The organism is Algibacter sp. L3A6 (assembly GCF_009796825.1).
Lineage (GTDB): Bacteria > Bacteroidota > Bacteroidia > Flavobacteriales > Flavobacteriaceae > Algibacter.
The window spans coordinates 3,309,929-3,334,554 of the sequence record NZ_CP047030.1 but is presented as its reverse complement, the minus strand read 5'-3'; the positions used below and the strand labels follow the sequence as shown (position 1 = coordinate 3,334,554).

Below are 24,626 nucleotides of genomic sequence, written 5' to 3'. Positions count from 1 at the left end.
AAGCGTTCGTTTTTCTTTTAATTTTAGGAATACATTGTAATAAAGTATGAAATATTTTAAAATTCTTTTTATCCCCATAATGATATTAATTGTGGGGATAACTATAAGTTGTGAACGTGATGATATTTGTCCGGCTATTACACCTACAACACCTAATTTAATTATCGATCTTTTAGATTATACCGACGAAGATAGCAGTAAAAATGTTTTTAAATTAGTAGTAATTGGTGTTGATAATGATGAAGTTTTATCGGGGTATGAAATAGTAACAAGCAACCAATTGGTACTTCCGTTAAAAACTACCGATAATACAACACAGTATGCGCTTATTAACAATTATGTTCTAGACGATAATGATACCCCAGATGATGATACAGACGATTTTCTCTCCGATGAATCAAACATAGATATTATTACCATAAACTATAGCCGTACCGAAGTTTTTGTATCGCGAGCTTGTGGTTACAAAACTATTTATGAAAACGTAACGGTACAAATAGAAAGTGATGAAGATAATTGGATAGAATCCATACAACCCCTAAATTCAAATCAATCTGTAGAAGATGAAACAGAAACACACTTTAACTTATTTCATTAATAGCGTAATGCTATTAATATTTTGTGTGTCTGTAAATGCACAAAACGATAGTATCCCGGAAACAGTTACCGACTCTACTAAAATCAAACAAAAATACGGTATTCGTATAGGTGGAGATATTAGTAAACTAGCACGTTCTTTTGCTGAAGATAACTATAGTGGCTTTGAAATAGTGGCCGACTATAGACTAAAAAAAGATCTTTATGCTGCAGCTGAAATTGGATTTGATAACAAAAACACAATAACAGATTATTTAGATATTACCTCCAAAGGAAGCTACATTAAAGCAGGTTTCGATTACAATATGTACGATAACTGGCTAGATATGGAAAACATGGTTTACACGGGGTTCCGTTTGGGTTTCAGCTCATTTAGTCAAGAACTTAATAGCTACACCATATATAACACCAACCAATATTGGTTGCCACAATATTCATCTAGCGACTTACAGGAGTTTAACGATTTAACTGCGGTTTGGGCAGAAGTTATTTTAGGGATGAAGATTGAATTATTCAACAACCTATTTGCTGGCGTAAACGTGCAACTTAAATTTTTAGTAACCGAAACCGAACCAGACAATTTCCAAAATGTTTACATTCCTGGTTTCAACAAAACATACGATAGCAATAGTATTGGCGTTGGTTTTGGCTATACATTATCTTACCGCATTCCGCTTTACAAAAAAGACAACTAGTATATTTTTAACGCGTTTAATACCACTAGAATGAAACGTTCCTTTTACTTTATATTCACTATAGGTTTTTTAATGCTTTGGAGCTCTTGTCGTAAAGATTTTGAGTTTTCTCCAAGCACAGGGAATCTAACATTTTCGAGAGATACGGTATACTTAGATACTGTTTTTTCAAAAATTGGTTCTAGTACATATAATTTAAAAGTTTATAATAAAAGTGATAGCGATATATCTATTCCTTCGGTAAAATTAACTTTAGGTGAAACTTCTAATTACCGCTTAAGCGTAGATGGTATTGCAGGTAAATCTTTCGAAAACGTTGAGCTATTAGCAAAAGACAGTCTTTATATTTTTATAGAAACTACCGTTGATATTGAAAATGAAGCTGCAACATCAGGTCAATTTTTATATACCGATGCTATAGAGTTTGATAGCGGAACAAAACAACAAAAAGTAGAATTAGTTACCCTTATTCAAGATGCCATTTTTATATATCCTAATCGTGATAATACCACAAAAGTAGTTGAAACATTAACTCTTAACGTTGATGGGGAAACTGTAGAAACCGATTTACAAGGTCGAGAATTATTACCAAACGAGCTTAACTTCACAAACGAAAAACCTTACGTAATTTATGGTTTTGCTGCCGTACCAAACAATGAAACCTTAACTATAGATGCCGGTGCACGTATTTATTTTCATTCGGAATCAGGACTATTAGTAACTAACGGAGCGTCTATAAAAGTGAATGGTGCATTAAGTAACGATCCAGAAACATTAGAAAATCAAGTTATTTTTGAAGGTGACCGATTAGAACCAAGCTTTTCTGAAACTCCAGGACAATGGGGAACCATTTGGCTTTTTGATGGTAGCATAGACAATATTATCAATTACGCCACTATTAAAAATGCCAACGTTGGTATTTTATGCGATGGAGACCCAAACGCTACAAACCACAAATTAAACATAACAAACTCTCAAATTTACAATTCAGGAAGTTTTGGTATTATGGGTAGAAATACCTCTATTGCAGGAGAAAATATTGTAATTAATAATGCCGGACAATCTTCTTTTGCCGGAACTATTGGTGGCAGATACAATTTCACACATGCTACCATTTTAAACTATTGGGATAATGGTTTTAGACAATTACCTTCTGTATTGTTAAACAATTTTTGTTTTAGATGAAGATAACAACGCTACCCTAGCCGATTTAGGTGAAGCAAATTTTAATAACTGCATTATTTACGGCAATGATAATCCTGAATTTTTATTAGAACAAATAGAAGACGAAACCGTTGCATTCAACTTTAAATTCACCAATTGTTTATTGCGTTTTCAAGATGATAGCAACTTCTTCTCAGATGAAGTATACAATCTAACGGATACTAATCACTTTGAAAAAATAACATCTTTAATAAAACACCCGATTTTAAAGATACCGATTTAAATGAATTTATAATTGGAGCCAATTCCGAAGCTATAAACCAAGCTAATTCAACTTTTGCTGCACAAGTACCTACAGACATTTTAGGTGTAAGCAGAACCACTTCTGCTGATATTGGAGCTTACCAGCATATTACATTTCCAGAGGAAGAATAAAAAACACATTGTTTTAATAGCTATGCATATGTTGTGTATAATTAAAACACAAAACTCAACTCTATTCAATTAAATATATGAGCATGTTCACTTATCACCTTGTTAGAATTCCATTTACATTGGCGATAAAAGGCTTGTTCTCGAACCCCGTTAAAAAAAACACTAAAGGCCTAATTCATTCTGAATACATGACAGCAATGACGCTAGGTTCTCCAATTATTTCTTCTTCTAGATTTCTTATAAAACAAGTCGCTATTTTTGCGCAATGGGAAAACGAAGAAGCTCTTGAAAACTACTTGAAAAAAGAAAAACTTGGTAAACTCTTGAATAAAGGTTGGCACGTGCGCTTAGAGTTTATGAGAGAATGGGGAAAAATAAGCGGATTCAAAATCCCTGAACAGAAAGCAACATTAGAAAGCGAGCTATCTCCGGTTGTTGCCGTTACAATTGCTAGAATGAAACCTTTAGCAATTCCAAGGTTTTTGCATTGGGGAAGACCAGTTGAAAAATTAGTTCGTGACCACGAAGGCACTTTACTTTCATTAGCCTCAGTAAGGTTTCCTAATACAGTTTCTACGTTTTCTATTTGGAAAACAGAAGAGGAAATGACGAATATGGTTCACGGTCATAGTGCCATGCCTAAGCCAAAAAGACATTCAGACGCCATGAAAGAGCGGGAACGAAAAGATTTTCATTTTGAATTTACAACTTTACGTTTTAAACCTATTTCTGAATTTGGCTCGTGGAAAGGTAAAGAGAATTATATTCCTAATCTTAAAAAGAGTTAAATGGGAATTGCAATTCTAAAACAAAACCTTCAAGATTTAATTACCCAACAATGGGTGATATTATTTGGAAAAAAAATCACCAAGAATCAATATGAATGGCTTTTAGGTCCTTTTGGAGCTACAAAAGGCATCGGTGTAAAATTCATTAAGCAACTAGCTAAAAACGAACAGCTAACAATAGATGAGAAAGAAAATGATAAAGGAATATTATCATCTATAAATCAGCTAAATTTATCTAGTGAAGCACAACATAAATTATCTAAAAACGTCATTGATTTCTACGAAAACACAAGTAATTACGATTTCGATTTAAAAGTAAAGTGGAATCCTTTTTTTAAAGTATTCGGCATATTATTGAGATTATTATTTAGTAATCGTATTGAACAGCTAAACGTTCCTATTGAGAATATCGAGGATTCAAAATCATTAAAAAGTGATATAATTCATTTGTTAGATGCTAAAACAAAAAAAGTTAAACGCACTATATGGCTTAGAACTTTTAAAACATCAGGAGAAGTAGTGTATTCAGGTGTTTATGAAACTTGCGTAATACCATCAGGACAAACGTGTATTAAAGCCATATTTCCTTTACCAAACGGGAACGCTACAGTCATTTTAAGTCCAAGTGTTGGAGAAAACGGCGAACTCATTTTAACATCCTCAGGAAAGAAAATTGGTGATAGTGGTTTTTACTTTTTGCTAAACGACTCCAAAGGAAACTTATGGACTAAATTCATCAAATCATTTAAAGACGAGCTCGTAGTTGGTTCTAGAAATGAAAACATTACGGCTCTACAAACCTTAACGTTATGGAATTTAAGAGTGCTACAATTTCAATATACAATAAATAAAAAAACGTCTGAAATATAATTTCAGACGTTTTTTTTATTTTTTTAATTTAAGAGCGTTTCAAACTCCAGATTGTTATATTTCACAACTTTAAGCGCTTTGGAATAGTTGAGAAGAAAATTAATAGTCTCCTCCTTGGGCTCAAGTTTTTCTGGATTTCCAATAGATTTCTTAGAGTAAATTTTTTCCATTTCTTTCAAATTAAAGTTAATTTAAATAGTAAACGCAGCAAAATTCACTTTATTGTATTTAGTAAAACTAATCGGTTAAAACAATGTTATGCTTCTCAATTATTTTACGTAGGTTTATTAAAGCATAGCGCATTCTTCCTAAAGCTGTATTGATGCTAACGCCTGTTCTTTCAGATATTTCTTTAAAACTCATATCATTATAAATACGCATTAAAAGCACATCACGTTGATCTTCCGGAAGCTCATCCACCAAACGGCGCACATCGTTCTCAACCTGTTCCTTAATAATTGCTTTTTCAGCATTTAAACTGCTATCACTAAGCACCGAAAAAATACTAAATTCGCCTGTGTTATCAAATTTAGGCATACGGCTGTTCTTTCTAAAAAAGTCGATTACCAAGTTATGCGCAATACGCATTACCCAAGGTAAAAATTTGCCTTCTTCATTGTAAGCTCCTCGTTTTAAGGTTTTAATAACCTTAATAAAAGTATCCTGAAAAATATCGTCGGCAACATCGCCATCATATACTTTCGAATAAATAAAACTGTAAATTCTTTGCTTGTGCCTTTTTATAAGTACTTCTAAAGCACATTCATCGCCTTTAATGTAGTTACTAACTAAAATAGCATCTGTAGTAGGTTCGTGTTTCATAATCATTACTTTATGGTAAAGAAAACTGGGTTTTCTCAAAAATTAAAATTTTTAAAGTAATGTTATGCGATAGGCAGGTGTTGATTTATAATTAATTAGCTGATTCAAAGATAACAAGAATCGTTCCTAAAAAACAAAAATTAATTATTTTTTTTTAACATTTCTTTACTAGTCATTCTATTTTTTATGCTCACAGACTTATATTATCTTTGTGAAATTTGCATACAAAAGCCTATGACTACTAATCTTTCCGAAGTTGATCCAAAACAAAACATCATTATAAAAGGTGCCAAATTACACAACCTTAAAAATATAGATGTTGTTATACCAAGAAACAAATTGGTTGTTATTACGGGGCTTTCGGGCTCTGGAAAATCGAGTTTAGCCTTCGACACGCTTTACGCGGAAGGCCAACGTCGCTATGTAGAAAGTTTATCTAGTTATGCGCGCCAGTTTTTAGGGCGTTTAAACAAACCAAAAGTAGACTATATAAAAGGTATTGCACCGGCCATAGCCATCGAGCAAAAGGTAAACTCTACCAATCCAAGATCTACCGTAGGTACTACAACCGAAATTTACGATTACCTCAAGTTATTATTTGCCAGAATAGGTAAAACAATATCACCAGTTTCTGGAGATGAAGTTAAAAAAGATACGGTTACCGATGTTTTAAATTACTTAAAAACATTTCCTGAACGCGAAAAAATGCTACTCCTCGCTCCTATTCATTTAGAAGAAGGACGAACTATAGAAGATAAATTAAAGGCCTTAAATCAACAAGGTTACGCTAGAATAAAAATTAATGAAGACGTTGTTAGAATAGACGACGCTACAAAAATTGGTAAAAAAGACAAGATTTTATTAGTTGTAGATCGTATTATTACTAAGCACGAAGAAGATTTCTACAACCGCTTAGCCGATGCCATACAAACTGCATTTTTTGAAGGTAAAGGCGAATGTACCATCGAAACTCTAAAGGATAATAAACAACGTACGTTTAGTAATAAATTTGAGTTAGACGGCTTAAACTTCTTAGAACCTAATGTGCATTTATTCAGTTTTAACAATCCTTACGGTGCCTGTCCAACATGCGAAGGTTATGGAGATATTGTTGGTATCGATGAAGATTTAGTTATACCAAACACCGCTTTATCGGTTTACGAAAGCGCCATTTTCCCTTGGCGTGGTGAGTCTATGAGTTGGTATAAAGATCAATTGGTAAACAACTCGCATAAATTTGATTTCCCAATACATAAACCTTATTTCGAACTTACCGAAAAACAGCAACAACTCATTTGGGATGGTAACAAACATTTCGAAGGTTTAAACAGCTTTTTTGCAGAGCTAGAATCTAAAGCATATAAAATTCAAAACCGCGTGATGTTATCCCGTTACCGCGGAAAAACCAAATGTAAAACCTGTAATGGCAAACGTCTACGCGTAGAAGCTAACTATGTAAAAGTAGGCAGCGCTAGCATTTCCGATTTAGTAGAGAAACCATTAGATCAATTAGCCGACTTTTTTAATAACCTAGAATTAAACGAGCACGACACCACTATTGCTAAACGTTTATTGAAAGAAATTAATAACCGTTTAGAGTTTTTAGCCAACGTTGGTCTCGATTACCTAACCATAAATAGAAAATCCAATACACTTTCCGGTGGGGAAAGTCAGCGTATCAATTTAGCAACCTCTTTAGGTAGTAGTTTAGTGGGATCTATGTATATTTTAGATGAGCCTAGTATAGGCTTGCACCCAAAAGATACCGAACGTTTAATAATGGTTTTAAAGTCCCTACGCGATTTAGGTAATACCGTAATTGTTGTAGAGCACGACGAAGATATTATGAAGGCTGCCGATAGCATTATCGATATTGGACCAGAGGCAGGAACCTTTGGCGGACACGTTGTTGCGCAAGGTGATTACGATGCTATTTTGGCTTCCGACTCGTTAACAGCTCAATACTTAAACGAGACTTTAAAAATTGAAGTTCCTAAAAAACGTCGTCAATCTAAATACTATGTCGATATAAAAGGAGCACGAGAAAACAACCTTAAAAACATAGATGTTCGCTTTCCATTAGGCATGTTAACTGTAGTTACAGGTGTTTCTGGTAGCGGAAAAAGTACGCTCGTTAAAAAAATATTACACCCAGCTTTACAGAAAAAACTAACCGATTTCGGGGACAAACCCGGACAGTTTTCAAGTTTAGAAGGCAATTTTACAAACATAAAACAAATTGAATTTGTAGATCAAAACCCTATTGGGCGCTCATCTCGATCCAATCCGGTTACTTATATAAAAGCTTACGATGATATTCGTGCCTTATTTTCGAAGCAGAAATTAAGTATCATTAGAAACTATCAAGCCAAACACTTTTCATTTAATGTAGATGGCGGACGTTGCGAAACCTGTAAAGGTGAAGGCGAAGTGACTATAGAAATGCAATTTATGGCCGATGTGCACCTAGAGTGCGAAACCTGTAAAGGCAAACGCTTTAAAAAAGAAGTGCTCGAAGTTACCTTTGCAGATAAAAATATAGACGATATTTTAAACCTAACCATAGACGATGCCGTGGCTTTTTTCGAGGCCAACGATCAGGCTAAAATTAAGAACAAACTCCAACCGCTGCAAGATGTAGGTTTGGGCTATGTAACCCTTGGGCAAAGCTCCTCTACCCTTTCTGGTGGCGAGGCCCAGCGTATTAAACTAGCGTCATTTTTAGGTAAAGGCAACAAAAAGGAAAAGGCACTCTTTATTTTCGATGAACCTACAACCGGACTGCATTTTCACGATATTCAAAAACTATTAAAATCTTTTAATGCTTTAATTGAAAACGGACATTCTATTATTGTTGTCGAACATAATATAGAGCTTATTAAATGTGCCGATTTTATTATCGACTTAGGACCTAAAGGTGGTGAAACCGGTGGAAACCTTGTTGCTGTAGGAACTCCCGAAGAAATTGTAAAAATTAAAACTTCGGAAATTGGAAAATATTTAGCTGAGAAAATTTAAATTTATTTTTAGGGCGTTACCCGAAAAGGGTCGGGCTATCACTACTCAATCTTTTTGTTTTTTTAAGGAAAACAAAAAGGATTTCAAACATGCCGTTCTATCCCTAACGCGATGAAGTGAATCGTTTTTTAAGTAGGCAGTTTTCAGTCTCAGTATTTAGTGCTTACTCTGCTGGAAAAATGGGTTGTTTTCAGTTTACAATATTCAGTACACACTTAGATAACTGAATACACTGTATAAGTAACAAAACGAAACAATAAACACTGCTTTACGAACTATCGCTGCAAACTATGCGCAAGGGATTGCAGAGTAAAGCCCACAGCCTGACGAAGGAAGTGCGAGGACTTGAAGCGTAAAGCCCGACCCATTTCGGGTTGCGCCAAAATAATTTTTATAGATAGAATGAATTACTATAGCTGAGTTACAAAAAATGTATATCAGGTATAATTAGCACTAATATCCACCACGGATTTCTTGATGAATTTGTGTTTTGTATAAATCGATTAATGCCTCTTGAACTTCTGGTGACAATGCTTCTAAAGTTGAAGCTTCTGCATTAGAAATAATATGTTTTGGCGAGCTCGCACCCGGAATAATAGTACTTACCGCCTCATGATCGAGCAACCAACGCAAGGCCAATTGCACCATGGATAGGTGGCTTGGTAGAATATCTTTTTTTATAGTTTCTACAAACTCTATACCTTTTTGAAATGGCAGACCTGCAAAGGTTTCGCCAACGTTAAAGGCTTCTCCGTTTTTATTGTAATTACGATGATCGTTTTCTGGAAAAACCGTCTCTTTTGTGAATTTACCCGATAATAATCCGCTTGCTAAAGGCAAACGTACAATAATACCAACACCTTTAGCCTGAGCTTGTGGCAACAAATCTGTAACCAGTTTTTGTCTGAATATATTGAATATTACTTGTAGTGAAAGTAAGCCTTCTTGCTTAAGGCAAATTAAACCTTCTTCCACGGTTTCTACGCTAGCACCAAAATGTTTTATAAGTCCTTCTGCTTTTAATTCGCGTAACCAATCAAAAACATCACCGTTTTCTAAATATTGAGTTGGGATGCAATGAAGTTGTAGTAAATCTAAAGATTCGACACCTAAACGCGCTATAGAAGCTTCTACACTTTGACGTAAAATGGCTTTGGTATATTTATTTGGGTATGCATTGTCTGCGCGACCAAATTTAGTTGCTACACGTATTGGTGCGTGAGTGGTTTTTAGAAATTCGCCAATTAAAGTTTCACTTTTTCCGTTACCATAAACATCTGCGGTATCAAAAAAGGTAATGCCGCTTTTTACAGCTTCATTTAAAATCTCGAAACCAGCTTCTTGAGATAGTCCTTCTCCCCAATCTGCTCCTAATTGCCAACAGCCTAAACCAACTTCACTAACTTCAAATCCGTGTATTCCTAATTCTCTTTTTTGCATACCGTAAAGTTATACTTAAAAAGAGAACTGCCGAAAAAATTAAAACGATTTTAACACAACTAACTTGTTAGCTTTTTCACAATATCTCTAATCGGTAAAATAGCATTGGTATGCGATATACTTGGCCCCGCAACCCAAACGGTTTTATAAGTAGCTTTAGTGGCTGCTTTTTCGGTTGCTTTCATTCCGATAGAAAAACGAATCATTTTCACCCATTTTTTAAGGGTTTTACTTTTATTTAAAACAGATTCTATCCAAGTTGATTTTGTTCCAATTTTTTGAACATAAGGTGTATTTATTACGGTACATGGTGTTCCAGAAATACGCTCTGTCATTACAATATCTTCCGCTCCATAATCTACACAGGCTTGTTTGTACTCTTCTGTTACACCTGCTTCTACTGAGGCTATAAATGGACTTCCAACCGAAACTCCATCGGCACCATAACTTATCATTTTATCTATATCAACTTTACAGCCTACACCGCCAGCAGATATTACTGGGATATTTAAATTGGATTTTAATTCTTTTATCAGTGCTTCGGGAGATAATTTACCTCTATGTCCACCAGCTTCATTATTTACAGCTATAGCAGCATCTGCTTTTAAACCCTCTACTTTTTTAGCAAAATGTAAATCTGTTACATCACAAAATACTTTAATACCAGCTTTGTGAGCTTGGTTTATAGTTTCTTCTGGACTTCCTAAAGATGTTATTATGAAATCGCAACCTTCCTCGCAAAGTACGCGCAGTTGTTCTTTATACTTTATGTTCGATTTATTCACTATTAAATTAAAACCAAAAGATCCACCTTCTACTTTTGCTGCTTTCAACTCCAGAATAGCCACTTTTAGTTCTTCTAGCGTTCGGTAGTTTAAAGCAGGAATACATCCAGCAATACCACTTTTCATGGCTTCGATAACCATAGCGGTATTAGATACCAAAAACATTGGTGCCTGAATTATTGGGTGTTTTATATTAAGTAGTGTGGTGAGCTTAGTTTCCATTTGGCTGTATTGATTTATACAAATATAGTAAAATATTATGCACGCATAACATTTATTCTATTACCTCGATCACCAACACCTAATCTATAAATCGATAATAAACCGTTTTTAAATAAGCTCCCTCTGGAAATCCTACAGGATGATCTGTATCATGCTGAGTTTTTGAAAGGATTTTATAATTACGTTTTATAGAGGCTAACACCTCGCTATTAATATCGTAAAATTCTTGAGCAAGAACACGAGAAGAACAAGACGCTAAAACAAGCATACCATTTTTGGCTGTAAGTTTTTCTCCTAATTCAGCTAATTGCGCATATTTCTTTTTGGCTAGTTCTATTTCCGAAGCCTGTTTTGCAAAACTTGGCGGATCTATAACAACCACATCAAAAGTAACCTTTTCTTTTATTAATTTTTTCAATTCTAAAAAGGCATCGCCAGCTATAGTATGGTGTTTTCCTTTAAATTTGTTTAGCTTACCATTTTCTAGGGCAATTTCTAAAGCTTGTTTACTTATGTCTAAACTAGTAACTTCTTTAGCACCGTTAGAAAGCGCATGTACTGAAAACCCACCGGCATAAGAAAAAACATCGAGTACCGTTTTAGCTTTACTCAACTCGCCTACTTGTTTTCTATTGGCACGATGGTCTAAGAAATAACCTGTTTTGTGTCCTTTAATAACGTTAGCAGAAAAGTTTACGTCGTGCTCAACAAACCTAACAACTTCATCTTTTAAAGTTCCAAAAACCACATCACCATTTTCTAGTTTATGTTTTTTAGAATTTTCTAAACTTCGACTTAGCCTAATAACAACTGTTTTACAATCTGAGATTTCTTGTAAATCCGGAATAATAGTTTCTATATAAGGTAACCAAATTTCAGAATATATTTTCACGACCAAAACAGATGCATAAACATCGGCAATTAAACCAGGGAAACCATCGTTTTCGCCAAACAACAAACGGTAACTGTTTGTATTTGTTTTTAATAACGATTGACGTTTACTAAAAGCTTTACTAATTTTATGCTTAAAAAAAGCCGCATTAATTTCTGCTTTTTCTGTGCTACTGTGTAGCATTTTAATTCGAATTGGCGAATTAGCATCATACAAACCTAAACCTACAACTCGGTTTTTGTTTTTACCGAAAATAATAGCTAAATCTCCCGATTTCGCATTATCATTTACTTTGGTAATATTATCCGAAAACACCCATGGATGCCCCTGAACCACAAACTGTTCACCTTTAGCGTTTAGTTTTACGGCTAATCTTTTTGGATTATAATTAGATTTTATTTTTGAAGAAAATAGCATGCTTAAAATTTACTGTAAAAGTACTCGTTTTCTTTTGGATAAAAAGTAAAATATGCAAGTGAAAATAAAATACTTCTTATTAATTGAAAATAAAAAAAGCGCAACCAAATTAATGATCGCGCTTAATATAAAAGTATTATAATTCTATCTTGTTAGAATAATTTCTATTTTAATTTCTGTGATACCGCTTGCATTTACGTTTGGAATAGCTTCTAAGCTATCTGCTGTAAGTACTAGCTTATTTTTTGTTAATTCTGTAATTTGGTAAGCAACAGTTTCCGTACCATCTGTTAACAATAATTGGTTACCATCTCTAGTCCAAGTACTATTGTTTTCAAATGAAAGATCTTCAAAATTTTGTGTTTGACTCTGCCCTAGCGTAGTTGAAACTAATTCTAAGCTATAATTACCTTCTCCAACGACGTTATTAGGCATTTCTGTAAAGGTCATGGTAAAATCGATATCATAACCTTGTGCTACATAAGTAGACTCTATAGATTCTCCTAAAACTTCTGTGATTGTAGTTCCGCTATAGCTAATGGCTTGTCCATTCCACGCTCCTGTTAATTCTGCAGAAGTAGACGCTGTATCATCATTTGAGCATGAAGATAAAACCATTATAAACGCAATAAGTAAAACACTTAATTTTTTCATAGTCTGTTTTTTATATTAAATAATTCGGCAATATTAAGAAACAAAAAAAACGCAACCAAACTAATGGTTACGTTTTTAATTTTTACGAAATGTTTTATAAAAATCCTTAATAAATTCAGAATACGATATTCATTCATTTCGATTTAGCAAAATAGAATTTCTGCTTATTTTACTTCTTCGAAATCTACATCTTCAACATCACTTCCTTCAGCTTGAGCGTCTGCTCCAGCATCTGGTCCTGGTTGTGCTCCACCTGCATCGGCTTGTGCTTTGTACATTTCTTCACTTGCTACTTTCCAAGCTTCGTTTATTTTATCTAAAGCTGGTGTAATAACAGCAACATCTTTAGTTTCGTAAGCTTTTTTCAATTCTTCTAAACCATCAACGATTGGTTGTTTTTTATCTTCCGATAATTTATCACCAAACTCTTCTAATTGTTTTTCTGTTTGAAAAATCATAGAATCAGCTTCGTTTAATTTCTGAGCATTTTCAGCTGCAGCTTTATCAGCTTCAGCATTTGCTTCAGCGTCAGCTTTCATCTTTTGGATTTCTTCTTCAGTTAAACCAGAAGATGCTTCAATACGAATATCTTGTGTTTTATTTGTTCCTTTATCCGTAGCTGATACTTTAATAATACCATTAGCATCGATATCGAAAGTAACCTCAATTTGCGGTGTACCACGACGTGCTGGTGGAATATCATCTAAGTGAAAACGTCCAATAGTATTATTATCGGCAGCCATAGCTCTTTCACCTTGTAATACATGTATTTCTACAGATGGCTGATTATCTGCCGCTGTTGAAAATACTTGCGATTTTTTAGTTGGTATTGTAGTATTTGCTTCAATTAATTTAGTAAATACGTTACCCATAGTTTCAATACCTAAAGATAAAGGTGTTACGTCTAAAAGTAATACATCTTTAACATCTCCAGATAATACACCACCTTGGATACCAGCTCCTAAAGAAACAACTTCATCAGGGTTTACACCTTTACTTGGTGCTTTTCCGAAGAATTTCTCAACTGCTGCTTGTACTGCAGGAATACGTGTAGAACCACCTACTAAAATAACCTCGTCAATATCAGATTTAGATAAACCTGCTGCTTTTAAAGCTGTTTGACATGGCTCAATAGTACGTTTTACTAAATCGTCAATTAATTGCTCAAATTTAGAACGTGTTAATGTACGTACTAAGTGTTTTGGTCCACTAGCTGTAGCTGTAATATAAGGTAAGTTAATTTCTGTTTGTGCAGAAGATGATAACTCAATCTTAGCTTTTTCAGCAGCTTCTTTTAAACGTTGTAAAGACATTGGATCTTTTCTTAAATCCATGTTCTCTTCAGCATTAAACTCATCTGCTAACCAACCGATGATTTTCTCATCAACATCATCACCACCTAAGTGCGTATCACCATCTGTAGAAAGTACTTCAAATACACCATCACCTAATTCAAGGATAGATACATCATGCGTTCCTCCACCAAAATCAAATACTACTATTTTTTGGTCAGTTCCTTTTTTGTCCATACCGTAAGCTAAAGCAGCCGCAGTAGGTTCGTTAATAATACGTCTAACTTTTAAACCAGCGATTTCACCAGCTTCTTTAGTTGCTTGACGTTGACTATCGTTAAAGTAAGCAGGTACAGTAATTACCGCTTCAGTAACATCAGTTCCTAAATAATCTTCTGCCGTTTTCTTCATTTTTTGAAGAATCATAGCCGATAATTCTTGTGGTGTATATAAACGACCATCAATATCAACTCTAGGCGTATCGTTATCTCCCTTTACTACTTTGTAAGGAACACGTTCCGCTTCGTTTTTAGACTCAGAATATTTGTTACCCATAAAACGTTTAATAGAATAAACTGTTTTTGTTGGGTTAGTTACAGCCTGACGTTTTGCAGGATCACCAACTTTAATTTCACCGCCTTCTACAAAAGCGATTACCGATGGTGTTGTTCTTTTTCCTTCTGCATTAGGAATAACTACTGGCTCGTTACCTTCCATCACAGAAACGCAAGAGTTGGTTGTTCCTAAATCGATTCCAATAATTTTACTCATAATATATTTTTTTATTGTGTTGAAAATTCATTTTTAATTTCGAGTTGTATAAGTCAATCATTATGCCAACCAAAAATAACTGACACAGTGTCATATTTTTGATTTTCAGGTGCCGTATCAGTTTTCAGACCTAGTTATATGTAGCAAAACGCCGGTCACCTGTCATTCATCTACTGTCAATTTAATACTTTGGGCGCATCCCAAAAGGGCCGGGCTCTCACTACTCGCTCCTCCTTAGGTCGGGAGCTCAAACAAACCGTTCCATCCCTTGCGCGCATATCTGCCAATTTCAGTAAGTCAACGCAGCAAATTTCAATTTGCAATAGTTTTACATTTTGTTTATAAAATATTGACACATTATTTAAACCTTCTCTTAAAACATTATATATATTTGTCTTCAAATACAACGTTTTCGTAACTATGGAATGTATCTCTGTTTTCGACATGCTAAAAATAGGCATTGGCCCATCAAGCTCTCATACTCTAGGGCCTTGGCGTGCCGCCGAACACTGGATTAGCGAATTAAAAGCGAACAACACTTTTAGTAAGGTTGAAACTATTCAGGTCGATTTATATGGATCATTATCCCTAACCGGAAAAGGCCATGCTACAGACTATGCTGTAATGCTTGGTTTAACTGGAGCCGACCCCGAAACGTTGCCTATAGAAATTATTGAAACCACTATTGCAGATATAAAAGCAACTCAAAAAATACATTTTAACAACGAAAAAATATTAGATTTTACTCCGGGAACAAATATTGTTTTCAATAAAAAGTTTTTACCCTTTCACTCTAACGGCATTGTTTTTAGCGCCATGATTAACGGTAAAAAAGCAAAATCTACATTCTACTCTATTGGCGGAGGATTTGTTGTAAAAGAAGAACGTAAAAATTCTAAAAAGAATTTTGAAATAAAATGTTCATTTCCCTATCCTATTGATAAAGGAACAGAACTACTTAAATTTTGTAAAGATTTAAACAAACCCATTTCTCAAGTTGTTTTAGAAAACGAAAAATCTATTCGTACAGAAGAAGAAATAGATTATGAGTTAAAACGCATTTGGGATACCATGCTAGAGTGTATGTACACCGGTTGCCATACCGAAGGTCACCTTCCTGGTGGTTTAAATGTACGTCGTAGAGCTTTCGATATGCACAAACGCTTACAAGGATCATCTCCATACTCAAATCCTGTAGAATGGATTTACTCCATTAGAAACACCGAAGTTAAATTTAGACAAATATTAAAATGGGTAAGCTGTTTTGCATTAGCTGTAAACGAAGTTAATGCGGCATTAGGGCGTGTAGTTACAGCTCCTACAAATGGTAGTGCTGGTGTAATTCCGTCTGTATTAATGTATTATTTAGTAATAGAAAACCACGATGGTAATTTTGAGGATATTAAAAAATTCTTGTTAGTTGCTGGGGAAATTGGCAGTATATTTAAAAAAGGCGCTACAATATCGGCTGCCATGGGCGGTTGTCAGGCCGAAATTGGAGTATCATCTGCAATGGCTGCAGGAGCTTTAACAGAATTACTTGGTGGTTCACCAGAACAAGTTTTAGTTGCTGCCGAAATTGCCATGGAACATCATTTAGGTTTAACCTGCGATCCTATTGGAGGTTTGGTACAAATACCATGTATAGAACGTAATGCTATGGGTGCAATAAAAGCCATAAATGCTGCAGAACTAGCTTTAGATACCGACCCAAACAATGTAAAGGTACCTTTAGACAAGGTAGTTAACACCATGTGGGAAACTGCAAAAGATATGAATTCTAAATACAAAGAAACTAGTGAAGGTGGCTTAGCAGTTGGAGTTAATATGTCCGATTGTTAATAGTATTTTAATTACTTGCTTTTCTTCTAAAGACATCTTTTTTATATCACTTAAGTTTTAAGCAAAAAAAAGTCTCTTCCCAAATTAATGAGAAGAGACCAGTAGAAAGTGGTTCGTAATACAAAATAGTAACCAACCAAATTTTAACCCTAACTTAAAGTTAATCTTGCACTCTTACTTGACTTTCCACTATATCTTTAATAGGAATTACTATTTTTCCTGTTGTTGTTTTTAAGGTTACCGATATACCATCGATAGACTCTATTTCTCCTTTTATATCGTTGAACTCAATAATTTGTCCAACTTCGTATATTTTTCTTGTGTAGAACGTTCTAAACAAATCGCCTACTACTTTTTGTGCTCCTAATCCAACAGCTAAAGCAAATGCTAATAAAAATGCTGCCAAAATCATGGTAATGTTACTTGTTATTATTTCAGTATCTACACCAGCTTGGTTTAAAGCTGTAATAGAAATAAATATAAGCAGTAACATAAATATAGCCTGACTTATCATTTTACCGCCAGACAATTCCATAGACTCAAAGAACGATTGCAAAGATTTTTTAACAAAATTCGCAAACAATAGACCAATAACAAATATGGCTAGTGCTGTAATTAACCTTGGTAAATAACCAATAACACTTTTAATACCATCAGAGATCATTGTTAAATTCAATAGATCTGTAACAATCATTATTAAAATAATGTAAAGCATCCATTTAACAAACTTCGCTACAATATCAATAACATTAAATTGTATCTTCTTATCACCAAATAAGTCAATTTCATTTAATTTATCATCCAGCTTATCAGCCTTCACAAATTTTAATGACTTCTTTATTATATTAACTACCAGTTTGATAATTAATATTCCAATGATTATACCAACTATTGCTCCTGCAACGGTAGGTAACACACTTATTATACTTTCCCAAATTGTACTTAATGATTCTTTTAAGCTGTCGACAAGGTTCATTTTATTTAGAGTATTTTGGTTACTTATTTTCTACTTCTCATGGTTAGCTCGATTACGCTCGATAAATTGTACGAAAACAATTCGGCTATTTCCATTATTAACTTGGCCATGGCAATATCGCTCATAACCTTAGCCTTCAGTTCTTGTGGAACTTCCTTTAATGGCTTATTTATGTCTAAAAACGGGTTTTCCATTATCCAAGGTTATTATTATAAACGTCTACTAATTTATCTTTAGCACGTTTAATTCGCATTTTTACTGCACTTTCTCCTATTCCTAAAGCATCTTCAATTTCTTTTATAGTTAAGGAGTCTTGATATTTTAAAAGCAAAATCATTTTTTCCTCCGGAGAAATCAATTCTAATGCTATTTTTAATTTATCAACTTTCATACTTAGAAAACTACTATCATCTTCATCATCTTCATAGAGGCTTTCTACATTCTCTGCATCAGCGTAATCTACTGATTGTTTTTCAATTTTTTTTGCTGTATTTCTAGTGACATAATTTACACAATGATTATAAGTAAATGCATATAACCATGTTGAAAATTTTGAATTTCCTTTAAAGCTTGCTAATTTAACAAATAACTTTAGAAATATATCTTGTGTTAAATCTTTTGCTTCATCTTCATCTTTAGCAAACCCCATACACTTGTTATACACTAAGGTAGCATACCTGTCGTATAGAACTTCAAAAAGCAGCGTATCGTTGCTATGAACGATGCCTTTTATCAAATCCTCGTCGGATTTTTTATTAATTTTTGGTAGGGTTTTCAAATTTAGCTTACGCTAGTTTAATGGTTACAATTGTTAAGACACATATACATTTAAAAGGTCACAATCTTTTTTATATTTCTTTTTAAAAACATAAAATAAAAATGTAATCATCTAAATTAAAGACGATTATAGTTTAAAATAAAATAAATGTTTTTTGAAATTCATTTTTGAAGGAATAAACTTTAACTGTTTGGTGTAAATTTAACACAATTTTAAGAAAGTAACACTTTCCTTCTCTTCTTTTTTAGAAGAAATGAAAAAAAGGCTGCTAATCGAAATTAGACAGCCTTAAAATGTTTGTAATAATTCAATATTAAATTAAATACTGAAAATTTATATATGTAATGCTCTATCTTCTGTTGCAGCTAGAGCCGCTTCTTTGATAGCTTCTGTAAATGTTGGGTGTGCGTGAGACATACGAGATACATCTTCCGCGGAAGCGCGATACTCCATAGCAACAACAGCTTCAGCAATCATATCGGCAGCACGAGCACCAACCATATGCACTCCTAAAATTTCATCTGTAGTTTTATCGGCTAAAACTTTTACAAAACCATCTAAATCCATACTCGCTCTACTTCTACCTAAAGCACGCATTGGAAATTGACCTGTTTTATATGCTATTCCGGCTTCTTTTAATTGCTCTTCTGTTTTACCAACAGTAGCAACCTCTGGCCATGTGTAAACAACACCTGGTATTAAATTGTAATCTATATGTGGTTTTTGCCCTGCAATAGTTTCTGCTACAAAAACACCTTCTTCTTCAGCTTTGTGAGCTAACATAGCACCTTTAATAACATCTCCAATAGCATAAATATTAGATGCGCTAGTTTGTAAATGCTCGTTTACATCTACTAAACCACGATCTGTTAATTTTACATCAGCAGCTTCGGCATTTAAACCATCTGTATAAGCATGACGACCAACAGATACTAAACAGTAATCGCCTCTAAACTCTACTTCTTCTCCTTTTTTATTATCTGCTTTAACGATAACTTCATCGCCAACACGTTCCACAGATTTTACTTTGTGAGATGCGTTAATTTTGAATTTTTGTTTCTTTAAAACTTTATTTAATTCTTTAGATAAACCAGCATCCATTGTCGGGATAATACGGTCCATATATTCTACAACAGTTACTTCTGCACCAAGACGTTTATAAACTTGTCCTAATTCTAAACCAATAACACCACCACCAATAACGATTAAGTGTTTAGGAATTTCTTTTAATTTTAAAGCTTCCGTAGATGTAATTACACGTTCTTTATCTAAAGTGATAAATGGTAATGTAGATGGTTTACTTCCTGTAGCAATAATTGTGTTTTTTGCTTCAATTTCGATAGTTTCTTCACCAGCAATTGTAATATGCGTAGCATCTTTAAAACTTCCTAAACCTTGATAAACATCAATGTTGTTTTTCTTCATTAAAAAATCAATTCCGCCTGTTGTTTGATCTACAACAGCTTGTTTGCGGTTTATCATTTTTTCTAAATTCACTTTAATTTCACCAGGAATTTCAATACCGTGCTCTTCAAAATGTTTTACAGCATCATCATAATGGTGCGAAGAATCTAAAAGGGCCTTACTCGGGATACAACCTACATTTAAACATGTGCCACCAAGGGTACTATATTTTTCAATAATTGCAGTTTTCATTCCTAATTGTGCACAGCGAATTGCTGCTACATAGCCTCCTGGACCTGAGCCAATAACGGCTACATCGTATGAATTCATAATATCTTTTTGAAATTTATCATTGTAATTTAAAATCAAAAATACGAATGTTTTGTGGGAAGTCAATAAAAAAAATAACATATCAAATAGAATTATAATTCTTCTATTTCTTTAGCCTAATTATTTAAAATTCACTTACAAAAAGCGCTAAATGCTATATTATTCACAGAATTGGTTAACCAATTTGGAAATATTCATCTAAACCTCAATAATTGTTTCTTTTGCCTTATACACGTAGGTATAAAGCCACATAAGGGTAAATGTTGGAATAACATCTAGGCCTGGAGCTGCTTCTTCCAAAAAGGAAATAACAGCCGCAATTTTACCTGGTTTACCTTTGTATAGCTTCGTCATTAACCAAGCTGATACAGGAGCCCATACCACATCGGTAAATTCTCCAAAACCTGGGATTACGAAAGAGACATAGCCTAAAGCATCAAAGGCAATACTAATTGCTAATTTTTTGTATTTGTTCATTTAATAATAATTTATACTCCAATATAAACAAGAAACATACCAAAATTATTAATTGCCTACTTCCCTATTAATTTTAAGAATTCGTTTCTCGTTTCAATTTTCTCAAATTGACCTCTAAATCCAGATGTTGTAGTTATTGAGTTTTGCTTTTGTACACCGCGCATCATCATACACATATGCGATGCTTCTATTACAACAGCTACACCTTGAGGCTTTAAAGTATCGTTTATACAGTCTAAAATTTGTTCTGTTAAACGCTCTTGCACTTGTAATCTTCTGGCAAAAACATCTACAATTCTAGGTAATTTACTTAAGCCAACAATATGTCCGTTTGGAATATAAGCAATATGCGCTTTCCCAAAAAACGGTAAAATATGATGCTCGCAAAGTGAATACAACTCGATATCTTTTACAATAACCATTTCATTATAGGACTCCTTAAACATAGCCCCTTTTAATATTTCTACAGGGTCCTGATCGTAACCCTGTGTTAAAAACTGCATGGCTTTTGCTGCACGTTCGGGAGTTTTTACTAAGCCTTCGCGCTCGGTATCTTCACCTAAATCTTCAATGATGTTTCGGTATCTATTTTTAACATCGTCGGTAACCTGCATATTGTATTCTTCTAGCTTTCTGTAAGGCATCTTGTACTATAATTTAATTTCGAAAATAAATATAAGTCTAAAAATGGACTATACAATAAAATTGATTCAAAATTGTACGGCACAACTTAAAGTAGTAATTTCACGCCTATATTTTATATAGATGATTAAAGCAAAAAACATTCAGAAATTCTACGACGATTTACAAGTTTTAAAAGGCGTTGACATACATATTAAACCTAGCGAAGTAGTATCTATTGTAGGGGCTTCGGGTGCAGGAAAAACAACTCTTTTACAAATTTTAGGAACCTTAGATAAGGCATCACCTGTTACCAATTTTGAATTAATTATAAACAACATCAATATTGGTGAACTTAACGATAAAGCTTTGGCTAAATTTAGAAATGAACATATTGGGTTTATTTTTCAGTTTCATCAATTACTTCCTGAATTTACAGCTATAGAAAACGTTTGTTTACCAGCTTTTATTAAAGGAACAAATAAAAAAGATGCAGAAAAACGCGCTAAGGAGCTGCTAGATTTTCTTGGGTTATCGCATCGTTATAACCACAAGCCAAATGAACTATCTGGAGGGGAACAACAACGTGTTGCTGTTGCAAGAGCGCTTATTAATAGTCCTGCTTTAATTTTTGCCGATGAACCTTCTGGAAACTTAGACAGTGAATCTGCTGAGAATTTACATAGTTTATTCTTTAAATTAAGAGATCAATTTGGACAAACCTTCGTGATTGTAACCCATAATGAAGAACTTGCTAATCTCGCCGATAGAAAATTAACTATGGTAGATGGTAATATTGTGAGTTAAGATCTCTTTAAAAGCCCAACAAGACCTAAAACGGGACCAATAGCAATAAACAAAAACAAATATTTTACAGCCATAACATCTATTAAACTGCTAGCCAATTGAATACTTACAATGGTTACTGCAAACCCAATAGAGTTAACAATAGTCAAGGCCGTGCCTTTATTTTCTGCACTAACATTTTGCGCGACTAAGGTGGAAAATAATGGAGAGTCGGCCACAACAACTATACCCCAAAACACCAAAAATATTATAAAACTAATTTCCGATTCTAAACTAAAGAATAACGGAGACACTAAACAGCAAATACCCGAAAGCGCTAATGCTATCGCGCCTATTTTTTTGATTCCAAACATTTGAGATAAATAGCCCGAAATTACACAAGCAATTCCTCCAGAAGCTATAATTATAAAACTTAGTAATGGAATGTTAAACGTTACGCTTGGGTGATACTCCACATAAGCACCTAAAAGTATGGGTACAAAAGCCCAAAAGGTATATAGTTCCCACATGTGGCCAAAATATCCAAATGCCGCCTTTCTAAACTCGCGCACTTTAAACACATTAAATAGCACCGAAACATCAAATTTAGCTGCCGATTTTCTATAAGGTCCATTTGGTACAAAAGCAAACATAACAACACCGCCAATTACCGCTAGAGCTGTTGTTGTGTAAATGATGTCTTGCCATAAAAACCCGCTTCCAAAGCCTTTTAAAACATGAGGGAAAGCAGTTCCTAAAACTAAGGCGCCAACCAAAAACCCTAAAGATCTCCCGAGACCTTTATTGTAATAATCGGCAGCAATTTTCATTCCTACCGGATAAATACCAGCAAGAAAAAAACCTGTAAAAAACCGAAGCATCACTAAACTCCAAAGATTATGGTTTTCCAAAACAATTAAAACATTAAAAACAGCCGCCAGAACAGCGCTTATAAAAAATACTTTTGAAGGTGCAAAGCGATCGGTAATGGTTAGAAGTGCAAATAAAAAGGTGCCAATAATAAAGCCAAATTGCACAGCCGACGAAAGATGCCCTAAAGCCGAATGGTCTAAAGTAAAATTAGTTACTAAATCTTCAATAACACCATTTGTAGCAAACCACAACGAGGTACAACAAAATTGAGAAAAAACAATAACGGGTAAAATATACTTGGCTGGCTTCATTAAAATAAATAAGAAAACGAATTTAGTTTTTAATTGATTAGTAAGACGTGTGTAAAGTCAACTTATTACAATATTTTTGCTAATTTTATAAATTATATCCCTTTAACTTAAAATTAAATAGTCTTAGATAAAAATATGAACTTATCGAAATGGTATCAACTTATCAAGCCTAATTTCAGGTTCTATAAAGATGGTTTTTTTGAATTTCCTTATTTAGCAAACACACCCGAATTATTTATAGAGTCAACTATAAAAACACCAGGAAGTAAACATGCTGCTGAAGAGCAGGTAGTTTACAGAAACAATCCATTTATTAATGGAGAAATGCATTATAGACAAATTGAAGAGGGTTTATGGCTCACTATCACTAATTTAAAGTTTAAGTACGATACCGTTATTAAATCTAATTATGCCAATGGAATTCCTAGCGATCACTATTCAATAACTTTTACTGTATTTGAAAGCGAGGTTAAACTTCAAAATGTATTTATAGACAAAGTCCCTTTTCAAAACAAATTCTGGAGTTTTAAAAAACCAGGAACCGATGTAGGTGCTTGTTTTTATAAAGGATCAAAATGCCAATTTTACATCTATTACATAAGTCCTAGCTGGTTAGAAAAACATGTACCACTAGACATATTGGACCGTAAAATTCCTTTTAAAAAATTTTTAGATTCAAGCAAAGGGTTTATTTCTTATCAAGATATTGTACCTAATGCTGAAAATTTGTCGCATGAAATATTACATACCTTCAAAACATTTAATAAGGATGCTTTTAACACCACCATACTAAAAGCACAAACATTAAGTATAATATCTACCTTTTTTAAAAATGTTTTTGCAGATACTAGAACTGATAATTACCAAGAAAAAAGCTCTGTAGATTACAAAACTATTGCAAAGTGCGAATCGATGATTTCTACAAAATTATCCACCCCTTTTATTGGGATTGACGCACTTGCCAAAGCATTCAATATGTCTTCTTCTAAACTAAAAGCGGATTTTAAATCGGTTTACGGCACATCAATACTTCAATATAATATTGATAAAAAAATGGAACTTGCTATGCAGCTCGTCCTTAATACCACTATGCAAATTAAGCATATAGCAAAAGAAGTGGGTTATGATAGTTCCAGTAAATTTAGTGCAACCTTTAAAAAAAAACACGGAAAACTCCCTTCAGAATTGCGTTCGGATAGTATGTTAGACCAAAAGCCTGAATAATATTATAAAAACACTACTATTCCCTACTCCAAGTGGTCAATAAAACCACATATAGCTTAGTCAACAAATTTCAAAATAATCGACAAAATACTTAAAAATCCGTTTATTTGTCCGAACGGGCTACTCTTTTGTCCGAATGGGC

24 protein-coding genes are annotated in these 24,626 nt (G+C 33.9%); 10 read left to right on the top strand and 14 right to left on the bottom strand.

The annotated features are described in order from the left end of the window. Window positions 1-46: 46 nt before the first annotated feature. From GQR98_RS13815 to GQR98_RS13805, 3 genes are read left to right on the top strand one after another with little or no spacing between them, the layout of a single operon-like run. The gene (locus GQR98_RS13815; protein WP_133965619.1) at window positions 47-598 is read left to right on the top strand and encodes a DUF6452 family protein; all 552 of its coding nucleotides are present in this window, start codon (window positions 47-49) and stop codon (window positions 596-598) included. Beyond that, window positions 564-1,292: a DUF6048 family protein gene (locus GQR98_RS13810; RefSeq protein WP_159020006.1), complete on the top strand. Its 729-nt coding sequence runs from the start codon at window positions 564-566 to the stop codon at window positions 1,290-1,292. The genes GQR98_RS13815 and GQR98_RS13810 overlap by 35 nt, the downstream gene beginning before the upstream one ends. Before the next feature lie 30 nt (window positions 1,293-1,322). Continuing rightward, the gene (locus GQR98_RS13805) at window positions 1,323-2,477 is read left to right on the top strand and encodes a hypothetical protein (RefSeq protein ID WP_317164192.1); all 1,155 of its coding nucleotides are present in this window, start codon (window positions 1,323-1,325) and stop codon (window positions 2,475-2,477) included. A gap of 200 nt (window positions 2,478-2,677) precedes the next feature. Here the strand turns inward: GQR98_RS13805 and GQR98_RS19315 are convergent, their stop codons facing one another. Further along, complete coding sequence (locus GQR98_RS19315; protein WP_317164191.1) at window positions 2,678-2,818, bottom strand: hypothetical protein; 141 nt, start codon at window positions 2,816-2,818, stop codon at window positions 2,678-2,680. On the opposite strand from GQR98_RS19315, the gene GQR98_RS19310 reads away from it, so the two are divergent. The 3 genes from GQR98_RS19310 (at window position 2,751) to GQR98_RS13795 (ending at window position 4,549) form a co-directional block, all read left to right on the top strand. Then, window positions 2,751-2,891: a choice-of-anchor Q domain-containing protein gene (locus GQR98_RS19310; protein WP_317164233.1), complete on the top strand. Its 141-nt coding sequence runs from the start codon at window positions 2,751-2,753 to the stop codon at window positions 2,889-2,891. The genes GQR98_RS19315 and GQR98_RS19310 overlap by 68 nt on opposite strands. Window positions 2,892-2,968: 77 nt before the next feature. Continuing rightward, window positions 2,969-3,679, top strand: coding sequence for a hypothetical protein (locus GQR98_RS13800; RefSeq protein WP_159020005.1), 711 nt, complete (start codon window positions 2,969-2,971; stop codon window positions 3,677-3,679). Then, window positions 3,680-4,549, top strand: coding sequence for a hypothetical protein (locus tag GQR98_RS13795; RefSeq protein WP_159020004.1), 870 nt, complete (start codon window positions 3,680-3,682; stop codon window positions 4,547-4,549). Between the two features lie 237 nt (window positions 4,550-4,786). Here GQR98_RS13795 and GQR98_RS13790 read toward each other — a convergent pair whose 3' ends face one another. Beyond that, complete coding sequence (locus GQR98_RS13790) at window positions 4,787-5,371, bottom strand: RNA polymerase sigma factor (RefSeq protein ID WP_042495324.1); 585 nt, start codon at window positions 5,369-5,371, stop codon at window positions 4,787-4,789. A 234-nt stretch (window positions 5,372-5,605) separates the two neighbouring features. On the opposite strand from GQR98_RS13790, the gene uvrA reads away from it, so the two are divergent. After that, on the top strand, window positions 5,606-8,389 hold the full coding sequence (gene uvrA / locus GQR98_RS13785) for an excinuclease ABC subunit UvrA (protein ID WP_159020003.1): 2,784 nt from the start codon (window positions 5,606-5,608) through the stop codon (window positions 8,387-8,389). A gap of 453 nt (window positions 8,390-8,842) precedes the next feature. Here uvrA and GQR98_RS13780 read toward each other — a convergent pair whose 3' ends face one another. The 5 genes from GQR98_RS13780 to dnaK all read right to left on the bottom strand — a co-directional run bounded on the left by GQR98_RS13780 (window position 8,843) and on the right by dnaK (window position 14,862). Next, window positions 8,843-9,829: an aldo/keto reductase gene (locus GQR98_RS13780; RefSeq protein ID WP_159020002.1), complete on the bottom strand. Its 987-nt coding sequence runs from the start codon at window positions 9,827-9,829 to the stop codon at window positions 8,843-8,845. A 59-nt stretch (window positions 9,830-9,888) separates the two neighbouring features. Beyond that, complete coding sequence (locus GQR98_RS13775) at window positions 9,889-10,836, bottom strand: NAD(P)H-dependent flavin oxidoreductase (RefSeq protein WP_159020001.1); 948 nt, start codon at window positions 10,834-10,836, stop codon at window positions 9,889-9,891. Window positions 10,837-10,915: 79 nt separating this feature from the next. Then, on the bottom strand, window positions 10,916-12,145 hold the full coding sequence (locus GQR98_RS13770; protein WP_159020000.1) for a class I SAM-dependent rRNA methyltransferase: 1,230 nt from the start codon (window positions 12,143-12,145) through the stop codon (window positions 10,916-10,918). Window positions 12,146-12,289: 144 nt separating this feature from the next. After that, window positions 12,290-12,799 (bottom strand): lipocalin family protein, encoded by a 510-nt coding sequence (locus GQR98_RS13765; RefSeq protein WP_159019999.1) that lies wholly within the window; start codon window positions 12,797-12,799, stop codon window positions 12,290-12,292. 164 nt (window positions 12,800-12,963) lie between these two features. Further along, window positions 12,964-14,862 carry a molecular chaperone DnaK gene (dnaK, locus tag GQR98_RS13760; RefSeq protein WP_159019998.1) on the bottom strand — a complete coding sequence of 633 codons (1,899 nt, stop codon included), beginning with the start codon at window positions 14,860-14,862 and terminating at the stop codon, window positions 12,964-12,966. 420 nt (window positions 14,863-15,282) lie between these two features. On the opposite strand from dnaK, the gene GQR98_RS13755 reads away from it, so the two are divergent. Further along, window positions 15,283-16,704 carry an L-serine ammonia-lyase gene (locus GQR98_RS13755; protein ID WP_159019997.1) on the top strand — a complete coding sequence of 474 codons (1,422 nt, stop codon included), beginning with the start codon at window positions 15,283-15,285 and terminating at the stop codon, window positions 16,702-16,704. 160 nt (window positions 16,705-16,864) lie between these two features. Here the strand turns inward: GQR98_RS13755 and GQR98_RS13750 are convergent, their stop codons facing one another. From GQR98_RS13750 to folE, 6 genes are all read right to left on the bottom strand, one after another. Continuing rightward, window positions 16,865-17,680, bottom strand: coding sequence for a mechanosensitive ion channel family protein (locus GQR98_RS13750; protein ID WP_159019996.1), 816 nt, complete (start codon window positions 17,678-17,680; stop codon window positions 16,865-16,867). Window positions 17,681-17,703: 23 nt separating this feature from the next. Continuing rightward, complete coding sequence (locus GQR98_RS19000; protein ID WP_162857631.1) at window positions 17,704-17,874, bottom strand: hypothetical protein; 171 nt, start codon at window positions 17,872-17,874, stop codon at window positions 17,704-17,706. Beyond that, window positions 17,874-18,458 (bottom strand): RNA polymerase sigma factor, encoded by a 585-nt coding sequence (locus tag GQR98_RS13745; protein WP_159019995.1) that lies wholly within the window; start codon window positions 18,456-18,458, stop codon window positions 17,874-17,876. The genes GQR98_RS19000 and GQR98_RS13745 overlap by 1 nt, the downstream gene beginning before the upstream one ends. A 333-nt stretch (window positions 18,459-18,791) precedes the next feature. Continuing rightward, the gene (lpdA, locus tag GQR98_RS13740) at window positions 18,792-20,192 is read right to left on the bottom strand and encodes a dihydrolipoyl dehydrogenase (protein ID WP_159019994.1); all 1,401 of its coding nucleotides are present in this window, start codon (window positions 20,190-20,192) and stop codon (window positions 18,792-18,794) included. Between the two features lie 198 nt (window positions 20,193-20,390). After that, window positions 20,391-20,669, bottom strand: a complete 279-nt coding sequence (locus GQR98_RS13735; protein WP_042494720.1) for a hypothetical protein — start codon at window positions 20,667-20,669, stop codon at window positions 20,391-20,393. Between the two features lie 56 nt (window positions 20,670-20,725). After that, complete coding sequence (folE, locus tag GQR98_RS13730; protein WP_042494719.1) at window positions 20,726-21,313, bottom strand: GTP cyclohydrolase I FolE; 588 nt, start codon at window positions 21,311-21,313, stop codon at window positions 20,726-20,728. Window positions 21,314-21,434: 121 nt separating this feature from the next. Here folE and GQR98_RS13725 point away from each other — a divergent pair, with 121 nt between their 5' ends. Next, complete coding sequence (locus tag GQR98_RS13725) at window positions 21,435-22,097, top strand: ABC transporter ATP-binding protein (RefSeq protein ID WP_159019993.1); 663 nt, start codon at window positions 21,435-21,437, stop codon at window positions 22,095-22,097. Here the strand turns inward: GQR98_RS13725 and GQR98_RS13720 are convergent. Then, on the bottom strand, window positions 22,094-23,260 hold the full coding sequence (locus GQR98_RS13720; protein ID WP_159019992.1) for an MFS transporter: 1,167 nt from the start codon (window positions 23,258-23,260) through the stop codon (window positions 22,094-22,096). The two genes, GQR98_RS13725 and GQR98_RS13720, sit on opposite strands and share 4 nt — an antisense overlap. Window positions 23,261-23,395: 135 nt before the next feature. Between GQR98_RS13720 and GQR98_RS18995 the strand changes: the two genes are divergently transcribed. Then, window positions 23,396-24,484 carry a helix-turn-helix transcriptional regulator gene (locus GQR98_RS18995; protein ID WP_199270205.1) on the top strand — a complete coding sequence of 363 codons (1,089 nt, stop codon included), beginning with the start codon at window positions 23,396-23,398 and terminating at the stop codon, window positions 24,482-24,484. The last annotated feature ends 142 nt before the right edge of the window (window positions 24,485-24,626 follow it).

What these genes read in the sequence shown, in the direction of transcription:
- GQR98_RS13815 (WP_133965619.1), top strand. Translation starts at nt 47, where the DNA reads ATGAAATATTTTAAAATTCTTTTTATCCCCATAATGATATTAATTGTG.
- GQR98_RS13810 (WP_159020006.1), top strand. Translation starts at nt 564, where the DNA reads ATGAAACAGAAACACACTTTAACTTATTTCATTAATAGCGTAATGCTA.
- GQR98_RS13805 (WP_317164192.1), top strand. Translation starts at nt 1,323, where the DNA reads ATGAAACGTTCCTTTTACTTTATATTCACTATAGGTTTTTTAATGCTT.
- GQR98_RS19315 (WP_317164191.1), bottom strand. Translation starts at nt 2,818, where the DNA reads ATGTCTGTAGGTACTTGTGCAGCAAAAGTTGAATTAGCTTGGTTTATA.
- GQR98_RS13800 (WP_159020005.1), top strand. Translation starts at nt 2,969, where the DNA reads ATGAGCATGTTCACTTATCACCTTGTTAGAATTCCATTTACATTGGCG.
- GQR98_RS13795 (WP_159020004.1), top strand. Translation starts at nt 3,680, where the DNA reads ATGGGAATTGCAATTCTAAAACAAAACCTTCAAGATTTAATTACCCAA.
- GQR98_RS13790 (WP_042495324.1), bottom strand. Translation starts at nt 5,371, where the DNA reads ATGAAACACGAACCTACTACAGATGCTATTTTAGTTAGTAACTACATT.
- uvrA (WP_159020003.1), top strand. Translation starts at nt 5,606, where the DNA reads ATGACTACTAATCTTTCCGAAGTTGATCCAAAACAAAACATCATTATA.
- GQR98_RS13780 (WP_159020002.1), bottom strand. Translation starts at nt 9,829, where the DNA reads ATGCAAAAAAGAGAATTAGGAATACACGGATTTGAAGTTAGTGAAGTT.
- GQR98_RS13775 (WP_159020001.1), bottom strand. Translation starts at nt 10,836, where the DNA reads ATGGAAACTAAGCTCACCACACTACTTAATATAAAACACCCAATAATT.
- GQR98_RS13770 (WP_159020000.1), bottom strand. Translation starts at nt 12,145, where the DNA reads ATGCTATTTTCTTCAAAAATAAAATCTAATTATAATCCAAAAAGATTA.
- GQR98_RS13765 (WP_159019999.1), bottom strand. Translation starts at nt 12,799, where the DNA reads ATGAAAAAATTAAGTGTTTTACTTATTGCGTTTATAATGGTTTTATCT.
- dnaK (WP_159019998.1), bottom strand. Translation starts at nt 14,862, where the DNA reads ATGAGTAAAATTATTGGAATCGATTTAGGAACAACCAACTCTTGCGTT.
- GQR98_RS13755 (WP_159019997.1), top strand. Translation starts at nt 15,283, where the DNA reads ATGGAATGTATCTCTGTTTTCGACATGCTAAAAATAGGCATTGGCCCA.
- GQR98_RS13750 (WP_159019996.1), bottom strand. Translation starts at nt 17,680, where the DNA reads ATGAACCTTGTCGACAGCTTAAAAGAATCATTAAGTACAATTTGGGAA.
- GQR98_RS19000 (WP_162857631.1), bottom strand. Translation starts at nt 17,874, where the DNA reads ATGGAAAACCCGTTTTTAGACATAAATAAGCCATTAAAGGAAGTTCCA.
- lpdA (WP_159019994.1), bottom strand. Translation starts at nt 20,192, where the DNA reads ATGAATTCATACGATGTAGCCGTTATTGGCTCAGGTCCAGGAGGCTAT.
- GQR98_RS13735 (WP_042494720.1), bottom strand. Translation starts at nt 20,669, where the DNA reads ATGAACAAATACAAAAAATTAGCAATTAGTATTGCCTTTGATGCTTTA.
- folE (WP_042494719.1), bottom strand. Translation starts at nt 21,313, where the DNA reads ATGCCTTACAGAAAGCTAGAAGAATACAATATGCAGGTTACCGACGAT.
- GQR98_RS13725 (WP_159019993.1), top strand. Translation starts at nt 21,435, where the DNA reads ATGATTAAAGCAAAAAACATTCAGAAATTCTACGACGATTTACAAGTT.
- GQR98_RS13720 (WP_159019992.1), bottom strand. Translation starts at nt 23,260, where the DNA reads ATGAAGCCAGCCAAGTATATTTTACCCGTTATTGTTTTTTCTCAATTT.
- GQR98_RS18995 (WP_199270205.1), top strand. Translation starts at nt 23,396, where the DNA reads ATGAACTTATCGAAATGGTATCAACTTATCAAGCCTAATTTCAGGTTC.